The sequence below is a fragment of the Kitasatospora sp. NPDC001603 genome, assembly GCF_040298365.1.
Taxonomy (GTDB): Bacteria; Actinomycetota; Actinomycetes; order Streptomycetales; family Streptomycetaceae; genus Kitasatospora.
Genome location: NZ_JBEPAA010000037.1, coordinates 17,317 through 42,459 on the forward strand (window position 1 = coordinate 17,317; position 25,143 = coordinate 42,459).

Annotated in this window: 23 protein-coding genes; 20 read left to right on the top strand and 3 right to left on the bottom strand. The window is 72.9% G+C overall.

The window, feature by feature from the left end; all coding sequences use genetic code 11:
• Positions 1 to 112 precede the first annotated feature (112 nt).
• The 8 genes from ABT263_RS22725 to ABT263_RS22760 all read left to right on the top strand — a co-directional run bounded on the left by ABT263_RS22725 (position 113) and on the right by ABT263_RS22760 (position 9,285).
• Complete coding sequence (locus ABT263_RS22725; protein ID WP_352292678.1) at positions 113 to 1,420, top strand: extracellular solute-binding protein; 1,308 nt, start codon at positions 113 to 115, stop codon at positions 1,418 to 1,420.
• A 97-nt stretch (positions 1,421 to 1,517) separates the two neighbouring features.
• On the top strand, positions 1,518 to 2,516 hold the full coding sequence (locus ABT263_RS22730) for a carbohydrate ABC transporter permease (RefSeq protein WP_352292680.1): 999 nt from the start codon (positions 1,518 to 1,520) through the stop codon (positions 2,514 to 2,516).
• Positions 2,513 to 3,394: a carbohydrate ABC transporter permease gene (locus ABT263_RS22735; protein ID WP_502885848.1), complete on the top strand. Its 882-nt coding sequence runs from the start codon at positions 2,513 to 2,515 to the stop codon at positions 3,392 to 3,394. Before ABT263_RS22730 ends, ABT263_RS22735 begins: the two co-directional genes overlap by 4 nt.
• Positions 3,395 to 3,491: 97 nt before the next feature.
• Positions 3,492 to 4,520, top strand: a complete 1,029-nt coding sequence (locus tag ABT263_RS22740) for a LacI family DNA-binding transcriptional regulator (protein ID WP_352292682.1) — start codon at positions 3,492 to 3,494, stop codon at positions 4,518 to 4,520.
• A 94-nt stretch (positions 4,521 to 4,614) separates the two neighbouring features.
• Positions 4,615 to 5,808: a mannose-6-phosphate isomerase, class I gene (manA, locus tag ABT263_RS22745; RefSeq protein WP_352292684.1), complete on the top strand. Its 1,194-nt coding sequence runs from the start codon at positions 4,615 to 4,617 to the stop codon at positions 5,806 to 5,808.
• Between the two features lie 58 nt (positions 5,809 to 5,866).
• Positions 5,867 to 7,174, top strand: coding sequence for a glycoside hydrolase 5 family protein (locus ABT263_RS22750; protein WP_352292686.1), 1,308 nt, complete (start codon positions 5,867 to 5,869; stop codon positions 7,172 to 7,174).
• A 66-nt stretch (positions 7,175 to 7,240) separates the two neighbouring features.
• Positions 7,241 to 7,855 (top strand): SGNH/GDSL hydrolase family protein, encoded by a 615-nt coding sequence (locus ABT263_RS22755; RefSeq protein ID WP_352292688.1) that lies wholly within the window; start codon positions 7,241 to 7,243, stop codon positions 7,853 to 7,855.
• Between the two features lie 119 nt (positions 7,856 to 7,974).
• Positions 7,975 to 9,285 (top strand): cellulase family glycosylhydrolase, encoded by a 1,311-nt coding sequence (locus tag ABT263_RS22760; protein WP_352292690.1) that lies wholly within the window; start codon positions 7,975 to 7,977, stop codon positions 9,283 to 9,285.
• A gap of 99 nt (positions 9,286 to 9,384) precedes the next feature.
• On the opposite strand, the gene ABT263_RS22765 is transcribed toward ABT263_RS22760, so the two are convergent.
• The 3 genes from ABT263_RS22765 to ABT263_RS22775 form a co-directional block, all read right to left on the bottom strand.
• The gene (locus tag ABT263_RS22765) at positions 9,385 to 9,783 is read right to left on the bottom strand and encodes a DUF2267 domain-containing protein (RefSeq protein ID WP_352292692.1); all 399 of its coding nucleotides are present in this window, start codon (positions 9,781 to 9,783) and stop codon (positions 9,385 to 9,387) included.
• 164 nt (positions 9,784 to 9,947) lie between these two features.
• The gene (locus tag ABT263_RS22770) at positions 9,948 to 10,382 is read right to left on the bottom strand and encodes an Hsp20/alpha crystallin family protein (RefSeq protein ID WP_352292694.1); all 435 of its coding nucleotides are present in this window, start codon (positions 10,380 to 10,382) and stop codon (positions 9,948 to 9,950) included.
• Positions 10,383 to 10,514: 132 nt separating this feature from the next.
• On the bottom strand, positions 10,515 to 12,176 hold the full coding sequence (locus ABT263_RS22775; RefSeq protein WP_352292696.1) for a glycoside hydrolase family 13 protein: 1,662 nt from the start codon (positions 12,174 to 12,176) through the stop codon (positions 10,515 to 10,517).
• A 176-nt stretch (positions 12,177 to 12,352) separates the two neighbouring features.
• Between ABT263_RS22775 and ABT263_RS22780 the strand changes: the two genes are divergently transcribed.
• The 12 genes from ABT263_RS22780 to ABT263_RS22835 all read left to right on the top strand — a co-directional run bounded on the left by ABT263_RS22780 (position 12,353) and on the right by ABT263_RS22835 (position 25,121).
• Positions 12,353 to 13,573 carry a sedoheptulose 7-phosphate cyclase gene (locus tag ABT263_RS22780; protein ID WP_352292698.1) on the top strand — a complete coding sequence of 407 codons (1,221 nt, stop codon included), beginning with the start codon at positions 12,353 to 12,355 and terminating at the stop codon, positions 13,571 to 13,573.
• Between the two features lie 67 nt (positions 13,574 to 13,640).
• Positions 13,641 to 14,048, top strand: coding sequence for a cupin domain-containing protein (locus ABT263_RS22785; RefSeq protein ID WP_329485294.1), 408 nt, complete (start codon positions 13,641 to 13,643; stop codon positions 14,046 to 14,048).
• Positions 14,045 to 15,346 (top strand): aspartate aminotransferase family protein, encoded by a 1,302-nt coding sequence (locus ABT263_RS22790; protein WP_352292700.1) that lies wholly within the window; start codon positions 14,045 to 14,047, stop codon positions 15,344 to 15,346. The genes ABT263_RS22785 and ABT263_RS22790 overlap by 4 nt, the downstream gene beginning before the upstream one ends.
• Positions 15,343 to 16,359: an ABC transporter ATP-binding protein gene (locus ABT263_RS22795; protein ID WP_352292702.1), complete on the top strand. Its 1,017-nt coding sequence runs from the start codon at positions 15,343 to 15,345 to the stop codon at positions 16,357 to 16,359. Before ABT263_RS22790 ends, ABT263_RS22795 begins: the two co-directional genes overlap by 4 nt.
• Entirely contained in the window at positions 16,356 to 17,201 is an 846-nt protein-coding gene (locus ABT263_RS22800; protein ID WP_352292704.1) for an ABC transporter permease, read from the top strand. The genes ABT263_RS22795 and ABT263_RS22800 overlap by 4 nt, the downstream gene beginning before the upstream one ends.
• Positions 17,198 to 18,004 carry an ABC transporter permease gene (locus tag ABT263_RS22805; protein WP_352292706.1) on the top strand — a complete coding sequence of 269 codons (807 nt, stop codon included), beginning with the start codon at positions 17,198 to 17,200 and terminating at the stop codon, positions 18,002 to 18,004. Before ABT263_RS22800 ends, ABT263_RS22805 begins: the two co-directional genes overlap by 4 nt.
• Before the next feature lie 2 nt (positions 18,005 to 18,006).
• Entirely contained in the window at positions 18,007 to 19,473 is a 1,467-nt protein-coding gene (locus ABT263_RS22810; protein WP_352292708.1) for a hypothetical protein, read from the top strand.
• A gap of 5 nt (positions 19,474 to 19,478) precedes the next feature.
• On the top strand, positions 19,479 to 21,584 hold the full coding sequence (locus tag ABT263_RS22815) for a glycosyltransferase (RefSeq protein ID WP_329485288.1): 2,106 nt from the start codon (positions 19,479 to 19,481) through the stop codon (positions 21,582 to 21,584).
• Positions 21,577 to 22,677, top strand: a complete 1,101-nt coding sequence (locus ABT263_RS22820; RefSeq protein ID WP_352292710.1) for a sugar phosphate nucleotidyltransferase — start codon at positions 21,577 to 21,579, stop codon at positions 22,675 to 22,677. The genes ABT263_RS22815 and ABT263_RS22820 overlap by 8 nt, the downstream gene beginning before the upstream one ends.
• Positions 22,670 to 23,698, top strand: a complete 1,029-nt coding sequence (locus ABT263_RS22825) for an ROK family protein (protein ID WP_352292712.1) — start codon at positions 22,670 to 22,672, stop codon at positions 23,696 to 23,698. The genes ABT263_RS22820 and ABT263_RS22825 overlap by 8 nt, the downstream gene beginning before the upstream one ends.
• Positions 23,695 to 24,582: a sugar nucleotide-binding protein gene (locus ABT263_RS22830; protein WP_352292714.1), complete on the top strand. Its 888-nt coding sequence runs from the start codon at positions 23,695 to 23,697 to the stop codon at positions 24,580 to 24,582. The genes ABT263_RS22825 and ABT263_RS22830 overlap by 4 nt, the downstream gene beginning before the upstream one ends.
• The gene (locus tag ABT263_RS22835) at positions 24,579 to 25,121 is read left to right on the top strand and encodes an NUDIX domain-containing protein (protein ID WP_352292716.1); all 543 of its coding nucleotides are present in this window, start codon (positions 24,579 to 24,581) and stop codon (positions 25,119 to 25,121) included. The genes ABT263_RS22830 and ABT263_RS22835 overlap by 4 nt, the downstream gene beginning before the upstream one ends.
• Positions 25,122 to 25,143: the final 22 nt, after the last annotated feature.

Consider the following 25,143-nt stretch of genomic DNA (forward strand, 5'->3'; position numbering starts at 1 on the left):
GACGGCGAAGTGACGTCTACGTTAAGCGTCCAGCAGCCAGGGAGACCGGCCAGGCCTGCTGGGTGTTGCCTCCCCCCGTGTCACAAGACGATCAGCACGAAGGATGAGCGAGATGCGAAGAGGATGGGTGGCCGTCGCGGCCGCGACCACGGTGGTGCTCACGGCGTGTAGCAGCAACGGCGGCGACGGCGCTTCCTCGGTCCCGACGGTCAACGCCGACCCGGCCAAGGTGTCGGGCTCGATCACGGTCCTGACGAACCGCACGGACCAGCTCGGCGGGGGCATCCTGGACAAGTACGCCGCCGAGTTCAAGAAGGTCTACCCGAACGTCAAGGTGAAGTTCGAGGGGATGAAGGACTACGAGGGCGAAGTCAAGATCCGCATGAACACCGAGAACTACGGTGACGTGCTGCCGATCCCCTCGGACCTGTCCATCGCCCAGTTCCCCCACTTCTTCTCGCCGTTGGGCGAGGCCGCCGAGCTGTCGGAGCAGTACCAGTGGACCGACTACTCGACGGTGGCCGGCAAGGTCTACGGCATCGCCAACTACGGCACGGTGACCGGCTTCGTCTACAACAAGAAGGTCTGGGCGGACGCCGGCGTCACCGAGTGGCCGAAGACGCCGGAGGAGTTCGTCACCGCGTTGAAGGCCCTCAAGGCCAAGGGCGCCGCCACCCCGTACTACACCAACTACCACGACGGCTGGCCGCTGCGGCAGTGGACCGACGCGGTCAGCTCCCCGAGCTGCGACCCCGGGGCCAAGGACGCCATGGCCACCACACCGCTGCCGTGGACCGGCGGCAACGACATCTTCACCATCGACAGCCTGCTGTACTCGGTCGTCCACGAGAAGCTCTCCGAGGAGGACCCGACCACCACCAACTGGGACAACTCGAAGGTCCTGCTGGCCACCGGCAAGGTGGGGTCGATGTACCTCGGCTCCTGGTCCATCGCGCAGGTGCGCGATGCCGCCTCCAAGGCCGGCGCGAACCCGGACGACATCGGCTACATGCCCTTCCCCTCGACGACCGGCACTCCGTGCACCGTCCTGCAGCCGGACTACAAGTACGCGATCAACAAGCACTCCAAGAACCAGGAAGCGGCCCGGGCCTGGATCGACTGGTTCGTCAACAAGTCCGGTGCCGCTCAGGACGAGCAGGGCATCTCCTCCGTCAAGGGCACCGAACTCCCCAGCGCGCTCAAGCCCTTCATCGAGAAGGGCGTGCGGATGATCAGCCAGGACCAGGAGAAGCTGGCCGCGGTCAAGAAGATCGACAAGGGCGCGGAGATCAACCTGGACGCCCCGGGCTACCGGCAGAAGCTGGTCGACATCGCCCGCGGCGCCGCCGCCGGCGACCAGAAGAGCTACTTCGCCGAGCTCAACAAGAAGTGGTCCGAGTCGCAGAAGACGGTCGGCTGACCCACGGGACCGAGCGGCGCGGCCCGGGCCCACCCGCTCTGACATCGGGGCCGGGCCGTGCCGCTCACCGGACGCCAGGACCTACGAAGGAACGAAGATGACTGCACTGCAGAGGGACCGGGGCACCGGAAAGCCCCCCGCGCGGACCACCCTCGCCGCCGCCCCGGCCGACCGGGGCCGCGTCGCCCGGCGCAAGGGTGTCCGGGACCGCGTCGCCCGGCGCGAGGGCGTCCGCAGGCACTGGTGGTTCACCCCGTGGCTCTACCTGCTGGTGCCGCTCGGGCTGCTGGTGACCTTCACCTACCTGCCGATCGGCGACATGATCGGCTACAGCTTCACCGACTGGGACGGCATCAGCCCGGAGAGGAACAACGTCGGGTTCGAGAACTACACCGACCTGTTCACCCGCCCCGAGCTGTTCAAGGTGTTCCTGGTCAGCGGCGTCTACCTGATCGCCGCGGTGGTGCAGATCTGCCTGGCGCTCTACTTCGCCACCGTGCTGAGCTTCGACACCAGGTTCCGGAACTTCTTCAAGGGCATCCTCTTCTTCCCGTACCTGATCAACGGCGTCGCGATCGGCTTCGTCTTCCTCTACTTCTTCCGGCCGCACGGCACCCTGGACTCCCTGCTCGCGCTCCTCGGTGTCCACGGCGAGCACCTCTGGATGGGTGACCCGGACCTGGTCAACACGTCGCTGGCCGGCGTGTCGGTGTGGCGCTACACCGGCCTGAACCTGGTGCTGTTCCTCGGCGCCATCCAGTCCATCCCGCCCCACCTCTACGAAGCGGCCGCGCTCGACGGCGCCAACCGCTGGCAGCAGTTCCGCCACATCATCGCGCCCAGCATCAAGCCCGTCATCAGTCTCAGCGCGATCCTCGCCGTCTCCGGCTCGCTGGCCGTCTTCGAGATCCCCTACATCATGACCGGCGGCGCCAACGGCTCGCAGACCTTCGTCATCCAGAGCATCAACATGGCCTTCAAGTTCGACAAGTACGGCCTCGCCTCGGCCAGCGCCGTCGTCCTGCTCGTCCTGATCCTGCTCGTCACCTGGATCCAGCGCCGCCTGGTGCCGGAGGAGAGGGTGGAACTGTCGTGACCACCGACCCCGTCACCCTCGCGCGGCACCCCCGCGCGGCGGGGAGGATCCACGCCCGGTCCGCCGCCGCCGGCGGCGCCAAGTACCTCTCCCTGGTCCTGGCCGGCGCCGTCGTGCTGATCCCGCTCGTGGTGATCATGTTCACCGCCCTGAAGACCCGTCAGGAGGCCCTCGACACCCGCCCGCTCGACCTGCCGGGCAACTGGCTCAACTTCGAGAACTTCCACATCGCCTTCACCCAGGGCAAGATGCTGCCCGCCTTCCTCAACACCACCTTCATCCTGCTGGTCTCGGTGACCGGCACGGTGGTCATCGGCTCGATGACCGCCTACGCCATCGACCGCTTCGACTTCCGGCTGAAGAAGCTCGTCATGGCGCTCTTCCTGCTGGCGAGCCTGGTGCCCAGCGTCACCACCCAAGTGGCGACCTTCCAGATCATCGACAACCTGGGCGCGTTCAACACCCGCTGGGCGCCGATCCTGCTCTACCTCGGCACCGACATCATCTCGATCTACATCTTCCTGCAGTTCATCCGCTCCATCCCGGTCTCCCTCGACGAAGCCGCCCGCCTCGACGGTGCCAACAGCTTCACGATCTACTGGCGGATCATCCTGCCGATGCTCAAGCCCGCCATCGCCACCGTGGTGATCGTCAAGGGCGTGACCGTCTACAACGACTTCTTCATCCCCTTCCTCTACATGCCCTCCAGCGACCTGGGCACCATCTCCACCTCACTGTTCCGCTTCCAGGGACCGTTCGGCGTCAACTGGGAGATCATCTCCGCCGGCACCATCCTGGTCATCCTGCCCACGCTGGTGGTCTTCCTCGCCCTCCAGCGCCTGATCTACGCCGGCTTCGCCGCCGGCTCCAGCAAGTGAACCGGCTCCCCTGGGCGACGGTCCGGCGGCACCGCACCCGCGCCGCGGTGCCGCCGGCCCGGAACGCGGCCCGGAGCACTGCCAGGAGGGCACGGCGATGAGCGTACGCGTCACCATCCGCGACGTCGCCGCCCGCGCGGGTGTCTCCGCCGGCGCCGTATCACTGGCCCTCAACGACAGGCCCGGGGTGTCCGCGCCCACCCGGCAGCGGATCCGGGCCGCCGCCGAGGAGCTCGGCTGGGTGCCCGACCGAGCCGCCCGCAGCCTGGCCCGGCGCGCCCCCGGCAGCGAGACCGTCGGACTGGTCCTCGCCCGTCCGGCGCACCAACTCGGCCTGGAACCCTTCTACATGGAGTTCATCTCCGGCATCGAGAGCGTCCTGGCGGAGCGCTCGGCGACCCTGCTGCTGCGCCTGGTGCGCGATCGCGAGCAGGAGATCGCCGTGCACCGCACCTGGTGGCGCGCCCGCCGCGTCGGCGGGGCCGTCCTGGTCGACCTCACCGAGGCCGACCCCCGTGTCCCGGCGGCAGCCGCGCTCGGCCTGCCCGCCGTGGCGGCCGGCCACCCGACGCTCGCCGGCGGGGCGCTGGCCGCCGTCTGGACCGACGACTGCGCCGCCGTCGAGGACGCTGTCCGCTACCTGGCGATGCTCGGCCACCGCCGGCTGGCCCGGGTCGGCGGCGACCCGGCACTCGGCCACACCGCCATTCGTACCCGGGCGCTGGAGGCCGTCGCCGAACAGCTCGGCCTGGAGCCGCCGCGCAGCCTGCCCACCGACTTCTCCGGCCGGGCCGGCGCCCGGGCCACCCGGATGCTGCTGGCCTCCGCCGACCGCCCCACCGCGATCATCTACGACAACGACATCATGGCCGTGGCCGGCATCGCCGTCGCCGCCGAACTCGGCCTCCGGGTACCCACCGACCTGTCGCTGATCGCCTGGGACGACTCCCAGCTGTGCCGGCTCACCCACCCCCCGCTGTCCGCGATGAGCCACGACGTGCACGGCTACGGAGCCCTTGTCGCCCGCACCCTGTTCGACGTCATCGAGCACCAGCGACCGCCCACCGGCCCGGCCTCCACCCCTGTCCTGGTGCCGCGCGGCAGCAGCGGACCACCGGCCCGCTGACTCTCTCCCACAGACTCCCGACCCGTCCCCGACTCCTCGTGAGGGTGAGGAGGCCCGGGGACGGGTCGGGGCCCACGCACACCGGAGCACCGACATGACCGCCGACCCGCTCACCACTCCCATCCGCCACTACACCTGGGGGTCCACCACCGCGCTCGCCGAACTGACGGGCCGCCGGCCCACCGGCGTACCCGAGGCCGAGCTGTGGATGGGCGCCCACCCCGGCGCTCCCGCCCGGATCGACCGCGGCCACGGCAGCGAAGGCCTGGACACCGTCATCGCCCGGGACCCGCAGCACGAGCTCGGCGGCCGGGTGGCCGGCCGCTTCGGACCCCGCCTGCCCTTCCTGCTGAAGCTCCTGGCCGCCGACCACGCCCTCTCCGTGCAGGTCCACCCGACGACCGCCCAGGCGAGGGCCGGGTACGACGGGGAGCAGGCCGCCGGCATCCCGCTGGACGCCCCGCACCGGATCTACCGCGACCGCCATCACAAGCCCGAACTGATCTGCGCACTGAGCGACTTCGAGGCACTCTGCGGCTTCCGCGACCCGCGGGTCACCGCCGCGCTCTGGGAGCGGCTGGCACTGCCGGTACTGGACCCCTGGATCCGGCAGCTGCGTACCGCCCCCGCTGACCAGGCACTGCGCACCGTGCTGACCGGCGCACTCGCCGAGGACCGGACCAGGGGAGAGCAGGCCGCCGCCGAACTCCCCTCCGCCCTGGCGGACCTGGCCTCCGGTGCCGACCCGGACGCGGCCACCTGGGCCGCCTACCGGGGCGCCGCCCTCGACCACCCCGGCGACCCGGGGATCCTCGCCGCGATGCTCCTCAACCACGTCCGGCTGGGCCCGGGCCAGGCCCTCTACCTGGACGCCGGTGTTCCGCACGCCTACCTGCACGGCCTCGGCGTCGAGATCATGGCCAACTCCGACAACGTGCTGCGCTGCGGCCTCACCCCCAAGCACGTCGACACCGCCGGGCTGGCCGCCGTGGTCGACTTCCGTCCCACCGCGCCGCAGCACGTCCCCGCCGTCCCCGTCGGGCCCGAAGAGCTCGAGTTCCTCACCCCCGCCGAGGAGTTCAGCCTCTCCCGGATCGAACTCGGAGCACCCCTGCGGATCGTGGACGACGGACCGCAGATCCTGCTCTGCGTCCGCGGCACCGCCCGGGTCGACGACGGGCCCGCCCTCGGACCCGGCCGGTCCGCCTACCTGCCCGCTGCCGGCGGACCCGTCCGGCTGGACGGTGACGCCACCCTGTTCCGCGCCAAGGTCCCGCGGGCCCGCTGACCGAACCCTTACGCCCCCCCAGGCACCATCCCACCCGCCGCTTGTCCGGAGGAGACCCGTGAACGACCAGCCCCGCACCACCGCCCGCCGCACCCTGCTCGGCGCCGTCGCCCTCGGCGTCGCCGCCACCCCGCTGCTCGGCGTCGCCGCCTCCGCCACCACTGGCGCCGGCCAGGACGACGAGCAGCGGCGGGGCCGCGGCAGCGAGGACGGCGCACGGCGCTCGTTCGTCACCGCCAGAAACGGTGAACTGCGCTTGAGCGGACGGAAGTTCCGCTTCGGCGGCACCAACTGCTACTACCTTCACCAGCAGTCCCACTACATGATCGACGCCGTGCTGAACGACGCCGCCGCGATGGGCCTGACCGTGATCCGCGCCTGGGCCTTCGCCGACGGCGACGGCCACTCCCACCGAGCCCTCCAGCCCAAGCCGTTCCAGTACGACGAGGCCGCCTTCGACAGCCTCGACTACGCCGTCCACAAGGCCGGCCGGCTCGGTCTCCGTCTGGTCCTCCCGCTGGTCAACAACTGGCCCGACTACGGCGGCATGCGCCAGTACGTCTCCTGGTTCCTCGACCTGCCCGACGACTCCTACGGCGACGGCACCCACCACGACCGCTTCTACACCGACGCCACCTGCAAGAAGGCCTACCGGGCCTGGGCCAAGCACGTCATCGGGCGCCGCAACCGCTACACCGGGCTGCGCTACGACGACGACCCCACCGTCATGGCCTGGGAGCTCGCCAACGAGCCGCGCTGCCGCAGTGACAAGTCCGGCGCCACGCTCCTCGGCTGGGCCCGCGAGATGAGCGACTACGTCAAGGCCCTGGCCCCCCGCCAGCTCCTCGCCGTCGGCGACGAGGGCTTCTACGGCGAGCCCGGCCACGCGGACTATCCCTACTCCGACTACGAGGGCAGCGACTGGCGCAAGCTCACCGCCCTGCCCGCCGTCGACTACGGGACCGTGCACGTCTACCCGCAGAACTGGGGGGAGACCAGCGGCTCCAAGCACGGCGCCAACGCCACCGAATGGGGCACCCGCTGGATCACCGACCATCTCGCCGACGGCCGCGAGCTCCGCAAACCCGTCGTCGTCGAGGAGTTCGGCCTGCAGATCGACCCGGCCCGCGACATCCCCGACGCCGCGACCCGCGACGCCGCCTATCGCGCCTGGACCGACGCCGCACTCGCGAACGGCGCGGCCGGCGACCAGTTCTGGCTGCTCACCTCCCGCGTCGACGACGGCTCCTTCTACCCCGACCACGACGGCCACCGGGTGATGTGGAACAACGACCCGGCCAACCCCACCCGTGCCGGCGCGCAGCTCTTCGCAGCCCATGCGAAGGCGATGGCCGCGGCGGGCTGACCCACTGACCGCCCGCCGCCCGGTGACCGTCAGCCCGGGCGGCGGGCCCTCCGGGAGGAGTCCCGCATGCACCCCCGCACCACCGTCCTCTTCCAGGGCGACAGCATCACCGAGGCCGGCCGCGACCGCGGCTGCCCCGGAGACCTCGGCCACGGCTACGCCGCGCTGGCCGCCGCCGGGCTCCCCGGTACCCCGGCGGTGCTCAACCGGGGCGTGGGCGGCGACCGCCTCGCGGACCTGCGCGCGCGCTGGCCGGCCGACACCCTCGCTCACCGGCCCGGGCTGGTCTCCGTCCTGATCGGCGTCAACGACACCTGGCGCCGCCACGACCGGGGCCTGCCGAGCCCGGTCGACCGGTGGGAGCGGGACTACCACCGGCTGCTCGGAGACCTGTCCGGGCACTGCGCTCCCCGACTGGTGCTGATCGAGCCGTTCCTGGTGCCCGTGCGGGAGGAGCAGTGGGGCTGGCGGGCCGACCTCGACGCCCGGATCCAGGCCGTCCGCCGCCTCGCCGCCGCGCACGACGCGGGCCTGCTGGCCGCCGACGGCTTGCTCAACCAGGCCGCCCGGACGGCGGGCGATCCCGCCCTGATCGCGGCCGACGGCGTGCACCCCACCCCACTCGGCCACCGCCTGCTGGCCGACGCGTGGCTCGCCCTGGTGAGCGCCCCGAAGGCCTGACGCCCCATCACCGGCAGGCCGTTCGAGAACGACTGGAGGGCGATGACGGCGTCGACGCGTACCCGCGCGTCGGTCGAGGCCATCGACTCCAGACCCCCACAAACGATTTGAGGAGAGCCATGGACAAGCCGCAGAGCCGCAGAGCGCTCACGACGGTCGGAGCGGCACTCGCGGCCGCCTTCGGGTTGCTGTTCGGGGTGTTCGGGTTCGCCCCGGGTGGTGCCCAGGCCGCCGGTACCGGCATCCACGTCAGTAACGGCCGCGTCTACGAGGCCAACGGGAGCCAGTTCGTGATGCGAGGGGTCAACCACGCGTACACCTGGTACCCCACCCGGACCACCGCCATCGCCGACATCGCGGGCAGGGGCGCCAACACCGTCCGTGTCGTGCTCAGCAACGGCGACCGCTGGACCCGCACCGGCTCCGCCGAGCTCGCCACCCTGATCGACCAGTGCAAGCGCGCCAAGGTGATCTGCGTGCTGGAGGTCCACGACGCCACCGGCTACGGCGAGGACGGCGCCGCCACCACGCTCGACCGGGCCGCCCAGTTCTGGGTGGACAACAAGAGCGTCCTCGCCGGCCAGGAGGCCTACGTCGTCGTCAACATCGCCAACGAACCCTGGGGCAACAGCGGTTACGCCGCCTGGACCGCCGCCACCAAGAGCGCGATCAGCAGGATCCGCGCCGCCGGCCTCCACCACGCCCTGATGGTCGACGGGCCGAACTGGGGCCAGGACTGGTCCCACACGATGCGCGACAACGCCGGCTCGGTCTTCCAGTCCGACCCCGACCGCAACACGATCTTCTCGATCCACATGTACGGCGTCTACGACACCGCCGCCGAGGTCCAGTCCTACCTCGGCGCCTACGTCAACGCCGGACTGCCCATCGTGGTCGGTGAGTTCGGCGCCAACCACAGCGACGGCAACCCCGACGAGGACGCCATCATGGCCACCGCCCAGTCCCTCTCGGTCGGCTACATCGGCTGGTCCTGGAGCGGCAACGGCGGCGGCGTCGAGTACCTCGACCTGGTCGACGGCTTCGACACGAACGCGCCGACCGCCTGGGGCAAGCGGTTCTTCGACGGAGCCAACGGCATCGCCGTCACCGCCCGCCCCGCCACGATCTACGACCGGCCCGGCCAGTCGCCCTCGCCGTCCCCGCTGCCGACCAGGGCGCCGAACGGCTACCCGTACTGCGTGAGCGCTTCCTCCGACCCCGACGGTGACGGGTGGGGCTGGGAGAACAGCGCCTCCTGCGTGGTCCCCGGCGGCCGGGCCGACACCGGCAGTACCCCGTCCCCGCTGCCGACCAGGGCGCCGAAGGGCTATCCGTACTGCGTGAGCGCTTCCTCCGACCCCGACGGTGACGGGTGGGGCTGGGAGAACAGTGCCTCCTGCGTGGTCCGCGGCGGCCGGGCCGACCTCTGACCGGCCGCCGTTGGTCCGCGCACGGCGACTCCGGGCGGCGGGTCGAGCTTCCGGAACGGGCGCCCGGTCGGGCGGGGACGCCTGGGCGCGCGGGGCCGCTCAGGCGGCGATCGTCAGGTCCGCGCGGCCGAACAGCAGTGCGTAGCCGCGGGGCAGGTGAGTGAGGAGGCGGTCGGTGAGCCGGTCGTCGGCGAGGTCGCCGAGGGCGGCCAGGACGGAGGAGGTGTCCCAGCGGGCGGCGGTGAGGCTGGTGCCCAGGTTGCGGGCGACGGCTTCGACGAAGGCGGGGGCGGTGACCGGTTCGGGAAGGGGGATCTGGGCGGCGAAGAGGGCGCGGGCCCGCTCGGGAAGCGCCGCGGCGAGGTCGCAGCGTTCCTCGCCGGTGAGCTGGGAGCCGAGGACGGTGAGGACCGCGGTGAGGACGCGCTCGGCTTCCTCGTCGGTGGGGTAGCGGCCCAGGGCGCGGACCTGCTGGATCAGGTGGCGGTGCCGGGTCATGACGGTGGCCTTCCGGGGGAGAGGGGCCCGCGCGGTGCGGGACGTGTCATCAGGGGCGGTGCCGTGGTGCGGGGCGGCCGAGGAGGAGGTCGTAGCGAGGTCGTCCGGGCCGCCCCGCGGGGGAGAGGTGGCGGGGCGGCCCGGAACGGCTCCGGGGGTGCGGGTCAGGCCTGGATCTGCTTCGGGGCGCCGCTGTGGCCGATGGCGATCTTGCGGGGCTTGGCCTTCTCGGCGACCGGGATCCTGAGGGTCAGCACGCCCGCGTCGTAGTCGGCGCTGATCCCGGCCGGGTCGAGGGTGTCCGAGAGCATCACCTGGCGGGAGAAGATCCCGAGCGGGCGCTCGGACAGCTCCCACTTCACGTCGTCGCCCTCGGGGCGGGGACGGCGCTCGGCCTTGACGGTGAGCATGTTCCGCTCGACGTCGATGTCGATCGCGTCCGGGCTCACACCCGGCAGGTCGAAGCACATCACGTACTCGTCGCCGGTGCGGTAGGCGTCCAGCGGCATCGGGGTCGGACGCGACCAGGTGCCGGTCGTGTTCAGGAACTGCTGGGTCAGACGGTCCAGTTCGCGGAACGGGTCGGTGCGCATCAGCATCGCGAAACACCTCCAGAAGGATCAGGGGGCCAGTGCGCTTCACCTGACACCTTTGTAGCGCGTCATCGATCCGATGACAAGCTCTGGCGTCGCCGATAGAGTGACGGTGGCGGGAAGCCCCGGGGCCGCTCGTCAGCCGGCCAGCCACCAGCCGGCGCTGTCGGCTGCCAGCAGCACCTCGCCGGGGTGCGCGGTGGCCGGTGGTTCGGCCGAGCAGAGCAGGAGGGCGCCGAGTCCGCCGTCGGTGACGCGGACCGGTGCGCCGGTGGTGTTGACGGCGCAGACCACGGCGCCCTGGTCGCTGTCGCGCCGGAACGCGAGCACCCCGGGTGCCAGGTCCAGCCATTCGACGGACCGGCCGGCGCCGAGCGCGGGATGGGTCCGGCGCAGGCGCAGCGCGCTGCGGTACAGCTCCAGGACGGATCGCGGATCGCCGGTCTGCGCCTCGACGCTGAGGTCGGCCCACTCGGGGGGCTGCGGCAGCCAGGAGGGGCCGCCGGGCACGGGCCCGAAGCCGTACGGGGCCCGGGTGCCGGACCAGGGGAGCGGGACCCGGCAGCCGTCGCGCATGCCGTGGCCGCCGTCGGCGCGGTGGAACGCCGGGTCCCGGCGGACCTCGTCGGGGATGTCGGTGACCTCGGGGAGTCCCAGCTCCTCACCCTGGTAGAGGTACGCGGAGCCGGGGAGCGCGAGCATCAGCAGCGCGGCGGCCCGGGCCCGGCGCAGGCCGCGGGCCGGGTCGCCCTCCGCGTACCGGGTGGCGTGCCGGATGACGTCGTGGTTCGAGAGCGTCCAGGTGGTGGGGGCGTCGACGGTGCCCATGGCGGCCAAGGACGTCGTGATCAGTTCGCGCAGCCGGACGTCGTCCCAGGGCGCGTTCATGAACTTGAAGTTGAAGGCCTGGTGGAGCTCGCCGGGGCGGACGTAGCGGGCGGTGCGGTCCAGGGTCCGGGTCCAGGCCTCCGCCACCGCGATCCGCTGGCCCGGGTACTCCTCCAGCAGGCCGCGCCAGGACCGGTAGATCTCGTGGACGCCGTCCTGGTCGAAGTACGGCACCGACGTTTCGCCGAGGAGCCCGAGCTGTTCGTAGCGTCCGAGGTCGGGCAGGCCCGGGGCCTTGACCAGGCCGTGCGCGACGTCGACCCGGAATCCGTCCACGCCGAGGTCCAGCCAGAACCGCAGGATGGACCGGAACTCGTCCTGGACGGCGGTGGAGTCCCAGTTGAGGTCGGGCTGTTGGGCGGCGAAGAGGTGCAGGTACCACTCGCCCGGGGTGCCGTCGGGTTCGGTGGTCCTCGTCCAGGCGGGGCCGCCGAACAGGGAGATCCAGTCGTTCGGCGGCTCCTCGCCGCCGGGGCCGCGGCCGGGGCGGAAGTGGAACCGGGACCGCAGCGGGGAGCCGGCGCCCTCGCGCAGTGCCTGCAGGAACCACGGGTGCTGGTCCGAGCAGTGGTTGGGGACCACGTCGACGATCACCCGCAGGCCGAGGGCGTGCGCGTCGGTGATCAGCGCGTCGGCGTCGCCGACCGTGCCGTACACCGGGTCGACGGCGCGGTAGTCCGCCACGTCGTAGCCGCCGTCGGCCTGCGGTGAGGTGTAGAACGGCGAGATCCAGAGCGCGTCGACACCCAGCTCCCGCAGGTGGCCCAGACGGTCGCGGATTCCGTTCAGGTCCCCGCAGCCGTCGCCGTCGCTGTCGGCGAAGCTGCGCGGATAGACCTGGTAGATGACGGCGTCCTCCCACCAGTCCGAACGTGTGCGTGCGGGGGCCGGCGCCGTCATGGGTGCGGTCATCTGAGGACTCCTCGGGTGGCGGAGCCTCGATGCTCGCACCGGCCCCAAGCCGCTGCAAGAGATTGCTGCAAGTTTCTGAAGATCCTTGCCATATCTGGCTATCAACTGTTTAACTCTGGCCCGTTACCGCAGTTGACGGCACGTCCGGTCAGGGACCGGCCGATCCGAGGAGCGTTGTGGCGGAGCAGACAGCATGGGCCGGGCACGGGGTGCGGGCCGACGACGGGGGCTTCGCGCTCCGTGCACCGGAGGGGACTTCGTACCGCGTCGACCTCACCGACGGCGTGTTCGCACCGGGGAACCCGCTGCTGGCCGAGTACTGCGAGGGGCGCCGGGTGATCGCCTTCCTCGGCCCGTCCGTGGACCGGCTCTACGGCGAACAGCTACGCCGCTACCTGGCCGAGCGTCTGGCGCCGGGCAGTTGGAGCGTGGTGGTGATCGGCGGCGGCGAGGCACAGAAGACCATGGACTCCGTCGAGCGGATCTGCGCGGAGGCCAAGGCCGCCGGGCTGGACCGGCGCGGCGTGATGATCGCCGTCGGCGGCGGCGTCACCTGCGACACGGTGGGGTTCGCGGCGGCCGTCTACTGCCGGGGCGTGCGCTACATCAAGGTCAACACCACCCTGGTGGGCCAGGTCGACGTCGGCGTCGGCGTCAAGACCGGGGTCAACGCCCTCGGCACCAAGAACATGCTCGGGTCGTACCACCCGGCGCACGCGTCGATCAACGATCCGGCCTTCCTCCGGACCCTGCCCGCGCGCCAGATCCGTTGCGGGCTGGGGGAGATCGCCAAAATGGCGATCATCAAGGACGCGCGGCTGTTCCGCGCCCTGGAGGAGTGCCCGGAGGTCTTCCGGCAGCCCTGCCCGCCCCCCTCGTGGCTGGCCGCCGACGGTGGGCGCGGCGTCGAGGACTACGTACTGCGCACCTCCATGGCGCTGATGATGGAGGAGCTCTGCCCGAACCTCCGCGAGCACGACCTGGCGCGGCTGGTCGACTTCGGGCACACCTTCGGGCCGGTGATCGAGACGGCCAGTGACTACCGGATCGCCCACGGCGAGTCGGTGGCCGTCGACATGGCGATCTCCAGCGAACTCGCCCGCGTGCTCGGCGTGATCGGCGCCGAGGACTGCGAGCGGATCGTCCGCCTGATCTCCCGCCTCGGCCTTCCGGTGCACGACCCGCGGACCTGCACGCCCGAGCTGATGCAGCGGGCCCTGAGAGCGTCCTGGGAGCGGCGCGGGCGCCGGCTGCACCTGGTGGTGCCCGACGGCATCGGCTCCGCGGTCTTCGTCGACGACCTGGAGGACATCCCGGCCGCCGCGCTGGAGGAGGCGCTGGACGCCCTGGCCGTCCGCCCGGGAACCCTCCCCGGTCCGCTCGCCGTCGCGCGCTGAACCCGGCCCGCCGACGGACGCCCCGTCCGCCCCGTCCGTCCCGTCCCCGACAGGAGCCCGCACCGAGATGAGTCCCGCCGAACCGCCGCCGGCCCGCGGTGTGACCCGCAGCCGGGTGTCCAACCTGCACGAGGGCCTGCTCCGAGGGGTGAACGCCGACCACGGGGGTGCCGGCACGATCCTCGCCCACCGGGCCTACCACGGCGAGAGCGCCCCGGCCCCCGTCGCCTTCATCGACCTGGTGGTGCTGCCGCCCCGCACCTCGATCGGCCTGCACCGCCACGCCGACGACGAGGAGACCTACGTGATCCTGTCCGGCCGGGGCCTGATGACCCTGGACGGCGAGGAGTTCGAGGTCCGGGCCGGGGACGTCGTCCCCAACCGCGCGTACGGCGAGCACGGCCTCGCCAACGCCTCGGACGAGGACCTCCAGCTGCTGGTCTTCGAGGTCGGCCCGATGGGCGGCGCCCGGTGACCGGCCCGCGCCAGAGCGAGCTGCTGGCCCGGGAGGCCGTCCGCCTCGCGCCGGGAGCCTCGGAGGAGTCCGCCCTCGGGCGCCGGGTGTTCGTCGAGGGCAGCGGCTCCGTCCTCACCGACCTCGACGGCGACCAGTACATCGACCTCGCCGCCGGAACCCTCACCCAGTCGCTCGGCCACTGCCACCCCGAGGTGGTCGCGGCGCTCACCGAGCAGGCCGGCCGGCTGTGGAACGTCCACGACTTCGCCACCGCCGACCGGGCCGAGCTGTGCGAGCTGCTCGCCCGCCTGCTGCCCGAACAGCTCGACACCTACGGCTTCTTCTCGACCGGGGCCGAGGTCGTCGAGGCCGCGCTGCGCGCCGTGCAGGCCGTCGCCGACCCCGGCCGCAACCGGATCGGCGCGCTGCGCCACGGCTTCCACGGCAAGACCCAGGGCGCCCGGATGCTGGTGCACTGGGACATCGGCAACCAGGCCCACGCCGGCAACAGCATCCTCGGCTACTCGCCGTACTGCTACCGCTGCCCGCTCGAACTGGAGTACCCCTCCTGCGGGGTGCGGTGCGCCTCGCTGGTCCGGCGGCACATCACCGAGAAGTCCAACGTGTCGGCGCTGGTCTTCGAGCCGGTGCTCGGCGCGGCCGGAGTCATCGTGCCGCCGCCCGGCTACTGGGAGCAGATCGCCGACAGCGCCCGGCAGAACGGGGTCATGCTGGTCGCCGACGAGGTCCTCACCGGCGGCGGTCGCACCGGCACCTTCCTGGCGAGCGAGCGCTTCGGCGTCCAGCCCGACCTGGTCGCCCTCTCCAAGGGCATGGCCTCGGGCTTCCCGTTCGCCGTCCTGGCCGGACGCGCGGAGGTGCTGCGCCACCCGCGGGCGGCCGGGGCCGGATCCACCGCCTCCACCTACGCCAACAACCCGCTGGGCATCGCCGCCGCGAAGGCCACACTGCAGGTCGTGGCCCGCGACACCCTGATCGAGAACGTCCGTACCCTCGGCGCGCTGCTCGACGACCGGCTGGCCGAACTCAAGTCCCGGTTCGAGGTCCTGGGCGACGTCCGGGGGCTCGGACTGCTGCACGGGCTGGAGTTCGTCCGCAGCCGGGAGAGCCGGGAGCCCGCGCCCGAGATCGCCCGCGCCGTCTACCTCGCCGCCCTCGACCTCGGACTGCGCACCTCGCTCGGCGGCCACATCATCCGGCTCGCCCCGCCGTTCACCATCGACCGGGCGCTCCTGGAGGAGGGCATCGCCCTGCTCGGGCGCGCCCTGGAGCAGGTCACGGAGGCCGGCCGGTGATCGTCGCGGAGAACCTGGTCAAGGAGTTCAAGGTCTACGAGCGCAGGCCCGGTCTGCTCGGCAGCCTCGGCACGCTGTTCAGCCGGGAGCACCGCCTGGTGCGCGCCGTCTCCGGGGTCTCCTTCGAGATCCCGGCCGGCGCCAGGGCCGCCTACATCGGCGCCAACGGCGCGGGCAAGTCCACCACCGTCAAGATGCTGACCGGGATCATGAACCCGACCTCCGGCCGCTGCCTGGTGGCCGGCCTGGAGCCGTACCGGGAGCGCCGCCGCAACGCCGCCAACATCGGCGTGGTGTTCGGCCAGCGGAGCCAGCTCTGGTGGGACCTCCCGGTCCCGGACTCCTTCCGGATCCTGCGCCGCATCCACGAGATCCCCGCCCCGGTCTACCGGCGCAACATGGCGCTCTACCGCGAGCTGCTCGACCTCGACGCCCTCGGCAGCACTCCCGTGCGGCAGCTGAGCCTCGGCCAGCGGATGCGCGCCGAGGTGGCCGCGAGCCTGCTGCACGATCCGGCCGTCGTGTTCCTCGACGAGCCGACCGTCGGTCTGGACCTGGTCCTGAAGGAGGCCGTGCGCGAACTGGTCAACCGGGTCAACGCCGAACTCGGCACGACCGTCATGCTCACCAGCCACGACATCGGCGACATCACCTCGATCTGCGACCAGGTCCTGGTCGTCAACCGGGGCGAGGTGGTGCACCAGGGCACCGTGCACGAGCTGTTGCGCGCCGCCGACACCCGGGCGGTCGTCTTCGAGCACCAGGGCTGGCCCGCGCCGGCCCAGGCGATCGCGATGATCGAGGACAGGCTGCCGGGCGTGACCGCCCGGCCGGTCGAGGGCGGACGGATCCGGGTCGAGTACCCGACCCGGCACTCGTCCGCCCGGGAGGTGATGGGCTTCCTGCTGGAGCACTTCGACGTCACCGACTGCGTCGCCCCCGAGCCCGACCTCGAAACGGTGCTCCGCCGGATCTACACCGGCCGGGCCGAGCCCCGGGAGGCGCTGCTGTGACGGCCGCCGCCACCTGGCACCGCCGCTCCCCGCTCGCCGTCACCTGGCGCCGCTACACCCCGTTCGCCGCCGCCGGCCTGCAGGGCCTGCTGCAGTACCGCTCGACCTTCGTGATCAACGCGGTCACCGCGACCACGGCCGTCGGCCTCCAGGTCTTCCTCTGGCGCGCGGTGTACGCGGGCCGCACCGGCGGCCTGCCCGGCGGGTACGACCTGTCCGAGCTGACCACGTACGTGCTGCTCGCCCAGATGCTGGCGCTGCTCCAGGCCAGCCGGGTGGACGAGGAGGTGGCCGGGGAGGTCCAGCGCGGCGACATCGCGGTCTCGCTGCTGCGCCCGGTCAGCTACCCGCTGGCGCGGTTCGCCGCCGGCCTGCCGGTCTCCCTGGTCAACGCCGGGACGGTCGCCGTCCCGGTGGTGCTGCTGTACGCGCTGCTGCTGCCGCTGTCCGCGCCGAGCTGGGCGGGCGGGCTGCTGTTCGCGCTGTCCGCCGGGCTCTCGCTGGTGATCGGGTTCGGGGTGAACCTGCTGGTCGGCCTGGCCGGCTTCGTCACCACCAACATCTGGGGCGTGCGGATCGTCAAGGACAGCGTGGTCGCGTTCTTCGCCGGCCAGGTCGTGCCGCTCGCCCTGATGCCGGGGCCGCTGGCCGCCGTCGCGCACCTGCTGCCGTTCCAGGCCCTGGTCGACGGACCGCTGCGGCTGCTGCTCGGCCACTACCGGGGGCCCGCCGAGGCCGCCGGGATCCTGGCCGGTCAGGCCGGCTGGGCCGTCGGCCTGACCGCCCTGGCCGCCCTCGCCTGGCGCGGGGCCGTCCGCAGGGTGGAGGTGCTGGGCGGATGAGCGCGTTCACCACCGCGGCCCGCTACACCCGGCTGACCTGGTACCTGAGCGCCGTCAGCCTGCACCGGCTGACCGAGTACCGGATGGACTTCGCCCTCGGGGCGGGCGGCCTGCTGCTCCGGGTGGGCGGCCAGCTCGCCGTGGTCGGGATGGTGTTCCGGCAGGTCCCGTTGATCGCGGGATGGAACTTCCACCAGGTGCTGTTCCTGCTGGGGTTCTCGCTCCTCCCGCGCGGCCTGGACCGGCTGTTCACCGACCAACTGTGGATCCTGGCACGGCGCCTGGTGCAGTCCGGCGAGTTCTACCGGTACCTGATCCGGCCGGTCCACCCGCTGTACGCGCTGCTGTCCGAACGCTTCCTCTACCCGGACGGCTTCGGAGAGCTGGTCACCGGCGTGGCCATCACCTGGTACGCGGCCGACCAGCTGGACCTCGGCCCGAGCGCCGGCCGGCTGCTGCTCGTCCCGCTGCTGGTGCTGTGCGGCGCCCTGATCCTCGCCTCGATCAAGACGGCGTTCGCCGCGCTGTCCTTCTGGACCACCAACAGCTTCCCGGCCCTGTACGCCGCCAACCAGCTGGGCGACTTCGCCGGCTACCCCCTCGACCTGTACCACCCCTCCCTGCGGTGGCTGCTCACCTGGCTGCTGCCCTACGCCTTCACCGCCTACGCCCCCGCGTCCTACCTGCTCTTCGGAGCGACGGACCTGCTGCGCTGGCTGCCGGTGGTGACCGCCGCCCTGGCGGCACTCGCCCTGCTGGTGTGGCACCGGGGCGTCGACCGCTACGAGATGACCGGGAGCTGAACATGGACACCCTGCTGCTCGGCAGCCTTCCGCCGGCCACGGTCGACCTCCTGCGCCGGGCCTCCTGGATCGACGAGACCGGCCGCCGCGCCGGGCGGTTCGAACTCCTGGACCAGGCCACGCTGGAGACCGTCCGCCTGCTGATCGTCGCCCCCGCCGGCGAGCGCACCGGCCGCTGGTTCGTGCCCGTCATGGACGACGACCCCGGCCGCGGCGCCGACCGCACCCCCGAGTACGACGAACTGGTCGTCCGGGCCCTGCGGGACGGCCTGCGGCTGCCCACCGCCCGGGGCAACCTGATCGAGTTCCGCGGCGACCCCGCCGAGTACCGCGGCCGGCTGCCGTTCGACCCGGGCTGGTCCTCCAACGCGCTCTCGCTGCTCGACCTCGGCGGCGCCGCGCACGCCCACAAGACGTACCGGCGGATCGGCGTCGGCACCCGCGAGGCCGAGTTGCTCCGCCTGATGGCGCCGGGCGGCCGGACCCAGCAGCCGGCCGGCGACTACGCCTACGTGGAGACCGCCACCGGCCGCCGGGAGCCGCTCGGCGTGCTCTACCGCTACGTCGACGGCGACGGCCTGAACGTTCCGCTGAGCGCCGCGATCCGCGCCATGTGGCCCCTCCTGCACGCCGGCGCCGACCCGGAGGACGCCGTCGCCGACTCCCAGCGCGCCCTGGCCGGGCCGCTGCGCGCGACCGGCCGGTTCCTGCACGAGTTCCACCGGGACCTGGCCGAACGGCTCGGCCCGCACCCGGAGTTCCCGGCGAGCGACTTCCTCGCCGAGACCGCCGGGCGGACCGCCGCGATGCGCCCGCTGATCCTCGACGACGACCGCTTCCCCGTCGCCGTCCGGCAGGCCGCCGCCGCCGGTCTCGACCGCGAGCTGGCGCGGATCGCCGCCCTGCCACCGCGGCCCTGGCCGGCCGGCCCCTGCCACGGCGACCTGCACCTGTCCCACCTGCTGCGCCGCGAGCGCGCGGACGGCAGCTGGGAGCTGTGCGTGATCGACCTCTCCACCCCGGAGGCCGACCCGGCCGACCCGTCCACCGCGCAGTCGCCCTGGCAGGACCTCGCCGCCCTGCAACGCGGCCTGGAGATCTTCACCGCCGACGAGCTGGCCGACCACGCGGCCCGGACGCTCCGCACGGACCCCGAGGACACCTGCCGGACGGCGCTGCTGCTCGCCGCCGGCGCGGCGCCGGACACCCCCGGCTGGACCCCCCGGCACGTCGCCGAGCTGGCCCGGCTCACGTCCGCCGCCCGGCTCTGGGCGGCCCGCACCGGCGACCTGCTGATCACCGACGGCCGGCCGCTGGCCGGCCACCCCGCCTGGCGGCTGCTGCGGCTGCGCCGCCTCGTCCACGAACTCGACTACGCGTACGCCCACGACCGCGCCTACCACGCGGCGATCAACCTGCGGCACGCCGTGGAGGCCGCCCGCCTCCCCGCCTCCGCGGCGAAGGACTGACACCCGTGCACATCATCGAGACCTACTTCGAGTGCGGCGGCTTCGACCACCGCCTCATCCAGGGCGGCACTTCCGTCTACCTCTGGAACCTCTCCAAGGCGCTGGCCGACCGCGGCCACCGCGTCTCCATCGTCACCCCGGCCCACGGCCGGCTGGACGACCTGCGGCGCCTCCACGACCTGGAGACCCTGGACTACCGGGACGAGTACGAGCTGCCCCTCGTCCTCGACCCGCAGACCTGGGGCGAGCGCTTCCCCGCCGAGGTGCGGATCCCGCTGACCACCACCGCGCACCTGCTGCGCCTGGACGGCGTCGACCTCTACTTCCTCTCCAACCGGCTGCTCGACGAACTGCCCGACCGGTTCTACCCGCCCTACCAGAGCAAGGGCCACGACCTGGTCTTCTTCAAACCGCTCGCCTACCAGGTGGACAGCATCCGCTTCGTGCGCGAGCGGTTCGCCGAGGAGAAGGCCGTCCTGCACGCCCACGAGCCGTACTACCACTACCTGATGCCCGCGGCGTTCCGCCACGACCCGGACAAGCTGGTGGTGGGCACCGTGCAGAGCAACATGCCGATCACCAAGAAGGTCTACCGCCCGAAGGTGGAACGGCTGCTGGAGTTCCTCGGCGCCGGGGTCGAGCTGCCCGCCGAGGACGCCGGACACCCGCTCACCGAGCACGAGCAGGTGATGAGCGGCTACCAGCAGCTCACGCACCTGCACTACGAGTACGGCCCGGGGCACGTCCGGGTGTACGACCTGGTGGCCGACCACGCCGACCTGGTCGACTTCCTCTCACCCGGCCACCTGGAGTTCTACACCGACTTCGCGGACACCCCCTTCGAACAGCTCTTCACCCGGCTGCCGATCCACGACACGGTGCGCCGCAACGCCCACAAGAGCTTCGTCGGCGGCTGCGCCGTCGGCGACACCTGGACCACCGGCGAGCCGCCCGCCGTCGACCGGGCCGCCGTGCTGGGCGGGCTCGGGCTCGACCCCGCCCGGCCGACCTTCTTCCACAACGCGCGCTACGCGGTGAACCACAAGGGGCAGGTCGAACTGTTCCGCGCCGTCGACCGGGTCCTGAACGAGGGCCTGGACGCCAACTTCGTGCTGCGCTGCATCAGCGACTCCGGGATCGACGACCCCTACGTCCACGACGTGGTGCGACGCCACGAGGGCCGCGTGCACCTGGAGTGGCAGCGCGTCGACGAGCGGCGGATCGTCGAGTACGCGGCGTCCTCGGACTTCTGCCTCTTCCCGTCCAAGTTCGAGATGGACACCTTCCTGATCGCCCAGGGCGAGGCGATGGCCGCGGGCGCGGTGCCGATCGCCACCGCCCAGCGCGGCATGGCGCACTTCGGACACGTCGCCGACCCGCTGGCCGGCCCCGAGGCCGAGCGGGCCACCGGCTTCGCCGTCAACCGCTCGTTCGCCGAGGACGACCCCCTGCTCGCCGACGCCCTCGCCCGGCGCATCCACCAGGCCGCGGCACTGCTGCGCGAGCGGCCGGAGGAGTACCGCCGGCTGCGCGCCAACGCGGTCGCCAACGCCCGGCGGTTCACCTGGAGTCACGCCGCCGACCTGCACGTGGCGGCCTTCACCCCGCTCTGGGAGGGACGCTCGCCGGAGCTGGGCCTGGACCGCGTGCTCCGGCACGGCTGGTTCGACCTGCTGCCGGACGAGGCGTACGAGAGCGACCGGGCCGCGGTGGCCGAGGCCGCCGCCCGGCTCGGCGACGCCGAGGCCCACCGGCGCTGCCAGCAACCGGACCCGGCGACCGACCGCGCCCTGTTCGAAGCGGCCTGGGCCCGCGCCGACTTCGTCCGCTGCGAGCCGACCGCGGACCGCGACCCGGCGCTGCGCGCCAGGCTGGACGGGCGCTGCACCGTCGAGGACGGCTCGATCGTCTACCGGCTGCCGCACGCCGAGCGGGTCGAACTGGTCCGGCTCGCCCCGCCGGGACCGGGCCGCCGGCAGGTGATCGTGCACCAGCTCGACCGCAGCGGCGACGTGTTCACCTGCCCGCTGCCGGCCCCCGGCGAGGACCTGCACTTCCTGCTCACCCTCACCACCGGCCGCGCGACCTGGGACGTGATCCGACATGGCTGACTCCGTGCGCACCGTCCTGCTGGCCGGCGGCGAGGGCCGCCGGATGGGCCGGCTCGGCCACGGCCGGCTCAAGCCGCTGGTGCCCTTCGGCGGCGCCTGCCGCCTGATCGACTTCTCGCTCGCCAACGCCGCCGCCTCCGGTCTGGGCGAGGTGCTGCTGCTCTCCCAGTACGAGGAGAAGCAGCTGATGGACGACCTGCACCGGACGTGGTGGCGCCCCGGCTTCCGGGTGCACTTCGGCCCCTACGACCGGGCGTACCGCGAGGGCGGGGCGAGCGCGCTCGTCCGCCCCGACGGGCCGCCGGAGCGGGGCACCGCGGACGCGCTGATCCGCAAGGCCCGCTACGTCTTCGGCCCCGGCACCAGCGAGGTGCTGGTGCTGCACGCGGACCACGTCTACCGCTTCGACTACCGCCCGCTGATCGAGCGGCACCGCCGCACCGGCGCCGCGCTCACCGTGGCCTACCAGCGGATCGAACGCCGCTTCGTCCACCTCTTCGGAATGGTCGAGTTCGACGCCGCCGGGCGGCTGACCGGCTTCGTGGAGAAGCCCGCCGAGCCGACCAGCGACCTGGTGTTCGCCGCCTTCTGCGTCTTCGACGCGACGGTGCTGCACCGCTACCTGGAACACCTCGACGGCACCGACTGGCAGCACGACATCAGCCGCGACGTCATCCCCGCCATGCTCGCCGGGGGCGAGCGGATCCTCGGTTACGAAGTCCCCGGGCACTGGGAGGACATCGGCACCGTCGAGCGCTACCACCGGGCCCACCTGGCCATGGTGGGGGACGGCCCGACCCTGCCCCTCGACCGGCTGCCGCTCACGGTCCGGCCCGCGACGGCGCGCGGCCTGGTCGTCCGCGCCCCGGGCGTCGAGCGCAGCGTGGTGCCCGCCGACCTGGCCAACCACGGCCGGATCGAGCACAGCGTCGCCTTCCCGGGCGTGCGGATCGGCGCCGGGGCGGTGGTGCGCCGCAGCGTCCTGCTGCCCGGCGCGAGCGTGCCCGCGGGAGCCGAGATCGACTCGGCGGTCGTCCTGGAGGACGGCTACGTGCAGCCCATGGAGTACGCCCGGGGAGGGGCCCGTGTCTGAGTCCGCCTTCACCGTCGCCGACCTCGGCGGAACCACCCTGCGGATCGCCCGCTACGACACCGCCACCGACGCGCTCACCGACATCCGCCGCACCCCCACCGAGGGCATGGACCGTCACCCCGGCGCGCCGGTGCCCGAACTGCAGGACCGGATCGTCGCGCAACTGTCCGAACTGGCCGGCCGGGCCGTGCGGCGCCACCGCAGCAGCGCCCTGGCGCTCGCCTTCGCGGGCCCCGTCACGGCCGACGGCCGCGTGATGACCGCACCCACCGTCTGGGGCGGCTGCGGCGAACCGCTGCCGCTGCGCCTGCTGCTGGAGGAGCGGCTCGGCCTCCCGGTCGTCGTCGTCAACGACCTGACGGCAGCCGTCTGGCGGTACGTCGCCACCGAGGGCCGGCAGCCGTTCTGCCTGATCACGGTGAGCTCCGGGATCGGCAGCAAGGTCTACCGCGCCGGGGAGGTGCTGCTCGACCCCGAGGGGCACGGCGGCGAGCTCGGCCACTGGACGAGCGACCCGTCCCCGCGGGCGCCGCGCTGCGACTGCGGCGGACGCGGCCACCTCGGCGCCATCGCCTCGGGCCGCGGCATGCAGGCCGCCGCCCGCCGCGCGGCCCTCGCCGACCCGGCCGGCTACGCCGGCTCCCGGCTCGCGCAGGACGCGCCCGACCCCGCGCGGCTCGACAACCGCGCCCTGGTCGCCGCCGTCCGCGCCGGCGACGCCTTCGCCACCGCCGTGCTGCGGGGCGGCCTCGCCCACCTCGCCTCTGCGATCACCTCCGTCTTCGCCTCGATCGGCGTACGGCGCTACGTCCTGATGGGCGGCTTCGCCCTGGCCGTCGGCCCGCGCTTCGTCGAACTGCTCACCGAGGAGCTCCGACGGCTCGGCTGCTTCGGCCTGAGCGCCGAGGAGATCGGCCGGATGGTCGTCCTCGGCGAGCCGGACGACGACCACGGGCTGATCGGCGCCGGCCGGCTGCTCACCGCCCGCGGCACCGCCCGGCAGGCGGTGGCCGCCCGGTGACCCGCACCCTGATCGTCGGCAGCGGCTTCGTCGGACGCGCCGTCGCCACCCGGCTGGCCACCTCCGGCGACCGCCCCGTGCTGGCCTCCCGGCACCCGCTCACCGCCCCGCCCGCCCCCTGGGTGGCGCTCGACGCGGCCGACGCCCGGTCCTGCGCCCGGGTGGTGGAGCAGGTCCGCCCGGACCGGCTGGTGCTCGTGCACGGCCCCTCCGACGTGACCTGGTGCGAGGCCAACCCCGAACGCGCCGCCGACCTGCACACGGCCGCGGCGGCCAACCTCACGGCCGCCGCACCCGGCTGCCGGACGGTGCTGATCTCCACCGACAACGTCTTCGACGGCAGCTCGCCGGCCAACGACGAGAAGACGCCCACCACCCCCGCGAACGCCTACGGCCGGGCCAAGCTGCGGGCCGAGCGGATCGTCGGACGCACACCCGGCGCCACCGTGCTGCGGGTCAGCCTGGTCTACGGCTGGGAGCCGGCCGACGCCGGGAAGTGGCTCAACTTCTTCTCGGCCTGCGCCCACGGCCTGCGCCGGGGCGAGCCGGTGGAGGCCCCGGACGACCAGTGGACGACACCCGTCCTGGTGGAGGACGTCGCCGCCGTCACCGCCGCCGCGCTGGCCGGCGCGGCGCCCCCGCTGCTGCACCTGGGCGGCCCCGACCGGATCTCCCGGGCGGCCTGGGCCGAGGCCGTCGCCGACGGCCTCGGCGTGCCCCGCTCGCTGGTCCGCAAGGTGCCCAAGGCCGCCGGCCGCTACGCCAGCCGCCCCACCAACACCTGCCTGACCAGCGACCGGCTGGCCGGCTTCCTGGCCGCCCACGGCCTGCGGGTGCGCGGAGTCGCCGAGGGCACCCGAGCCCTGCTGGAGGACAACCCGTGATCCGCACCGTCCGCTCCCGCGAGGTCTACCGCAATCCGTGGATGACCGTCCGCGAGGACGACATCGAACGGGCCGACGGCAGCGCCGGCCGGTACGGGGTGGTCGACAAACCCGACTACGCCCTGGTCGTCCCCCGCCAGGACGGCCGGGTGCACCTGGTGGAGCAGTACCGCTACCCGGCCGGCGGCCGGTACTGGGAGTTCCCGCAGGGCTCCTGGCCCGAGGGCCACCACGGCGAGGCCCCGCTCGACCTGGCCCGCGCCGAACTGCGCGAGGAGACCGGCCTGCGGGCCGCCCGGATGACCTACCTGGGCCGGCTGCACGTCGCCTACGGCTACTCCAGCCAGGGCTGCCACGTCTTCCTGGCGGAACAGCTGACGGCGGGGGAGCCGGAGCGGGAGGCCTCCGAGGCGGACATGGTCCAGCGCTGGGCCGATCCGGACGAATGGCGCGCCCTCGTCCGGTCCGGACGGATCACCGACGCCGCCACCCTGGCCGCGCACACCCTGCTCACGCTGCACGCCCCCGGCGAGGCCTGAGACAGCACGACCGACGCGACGA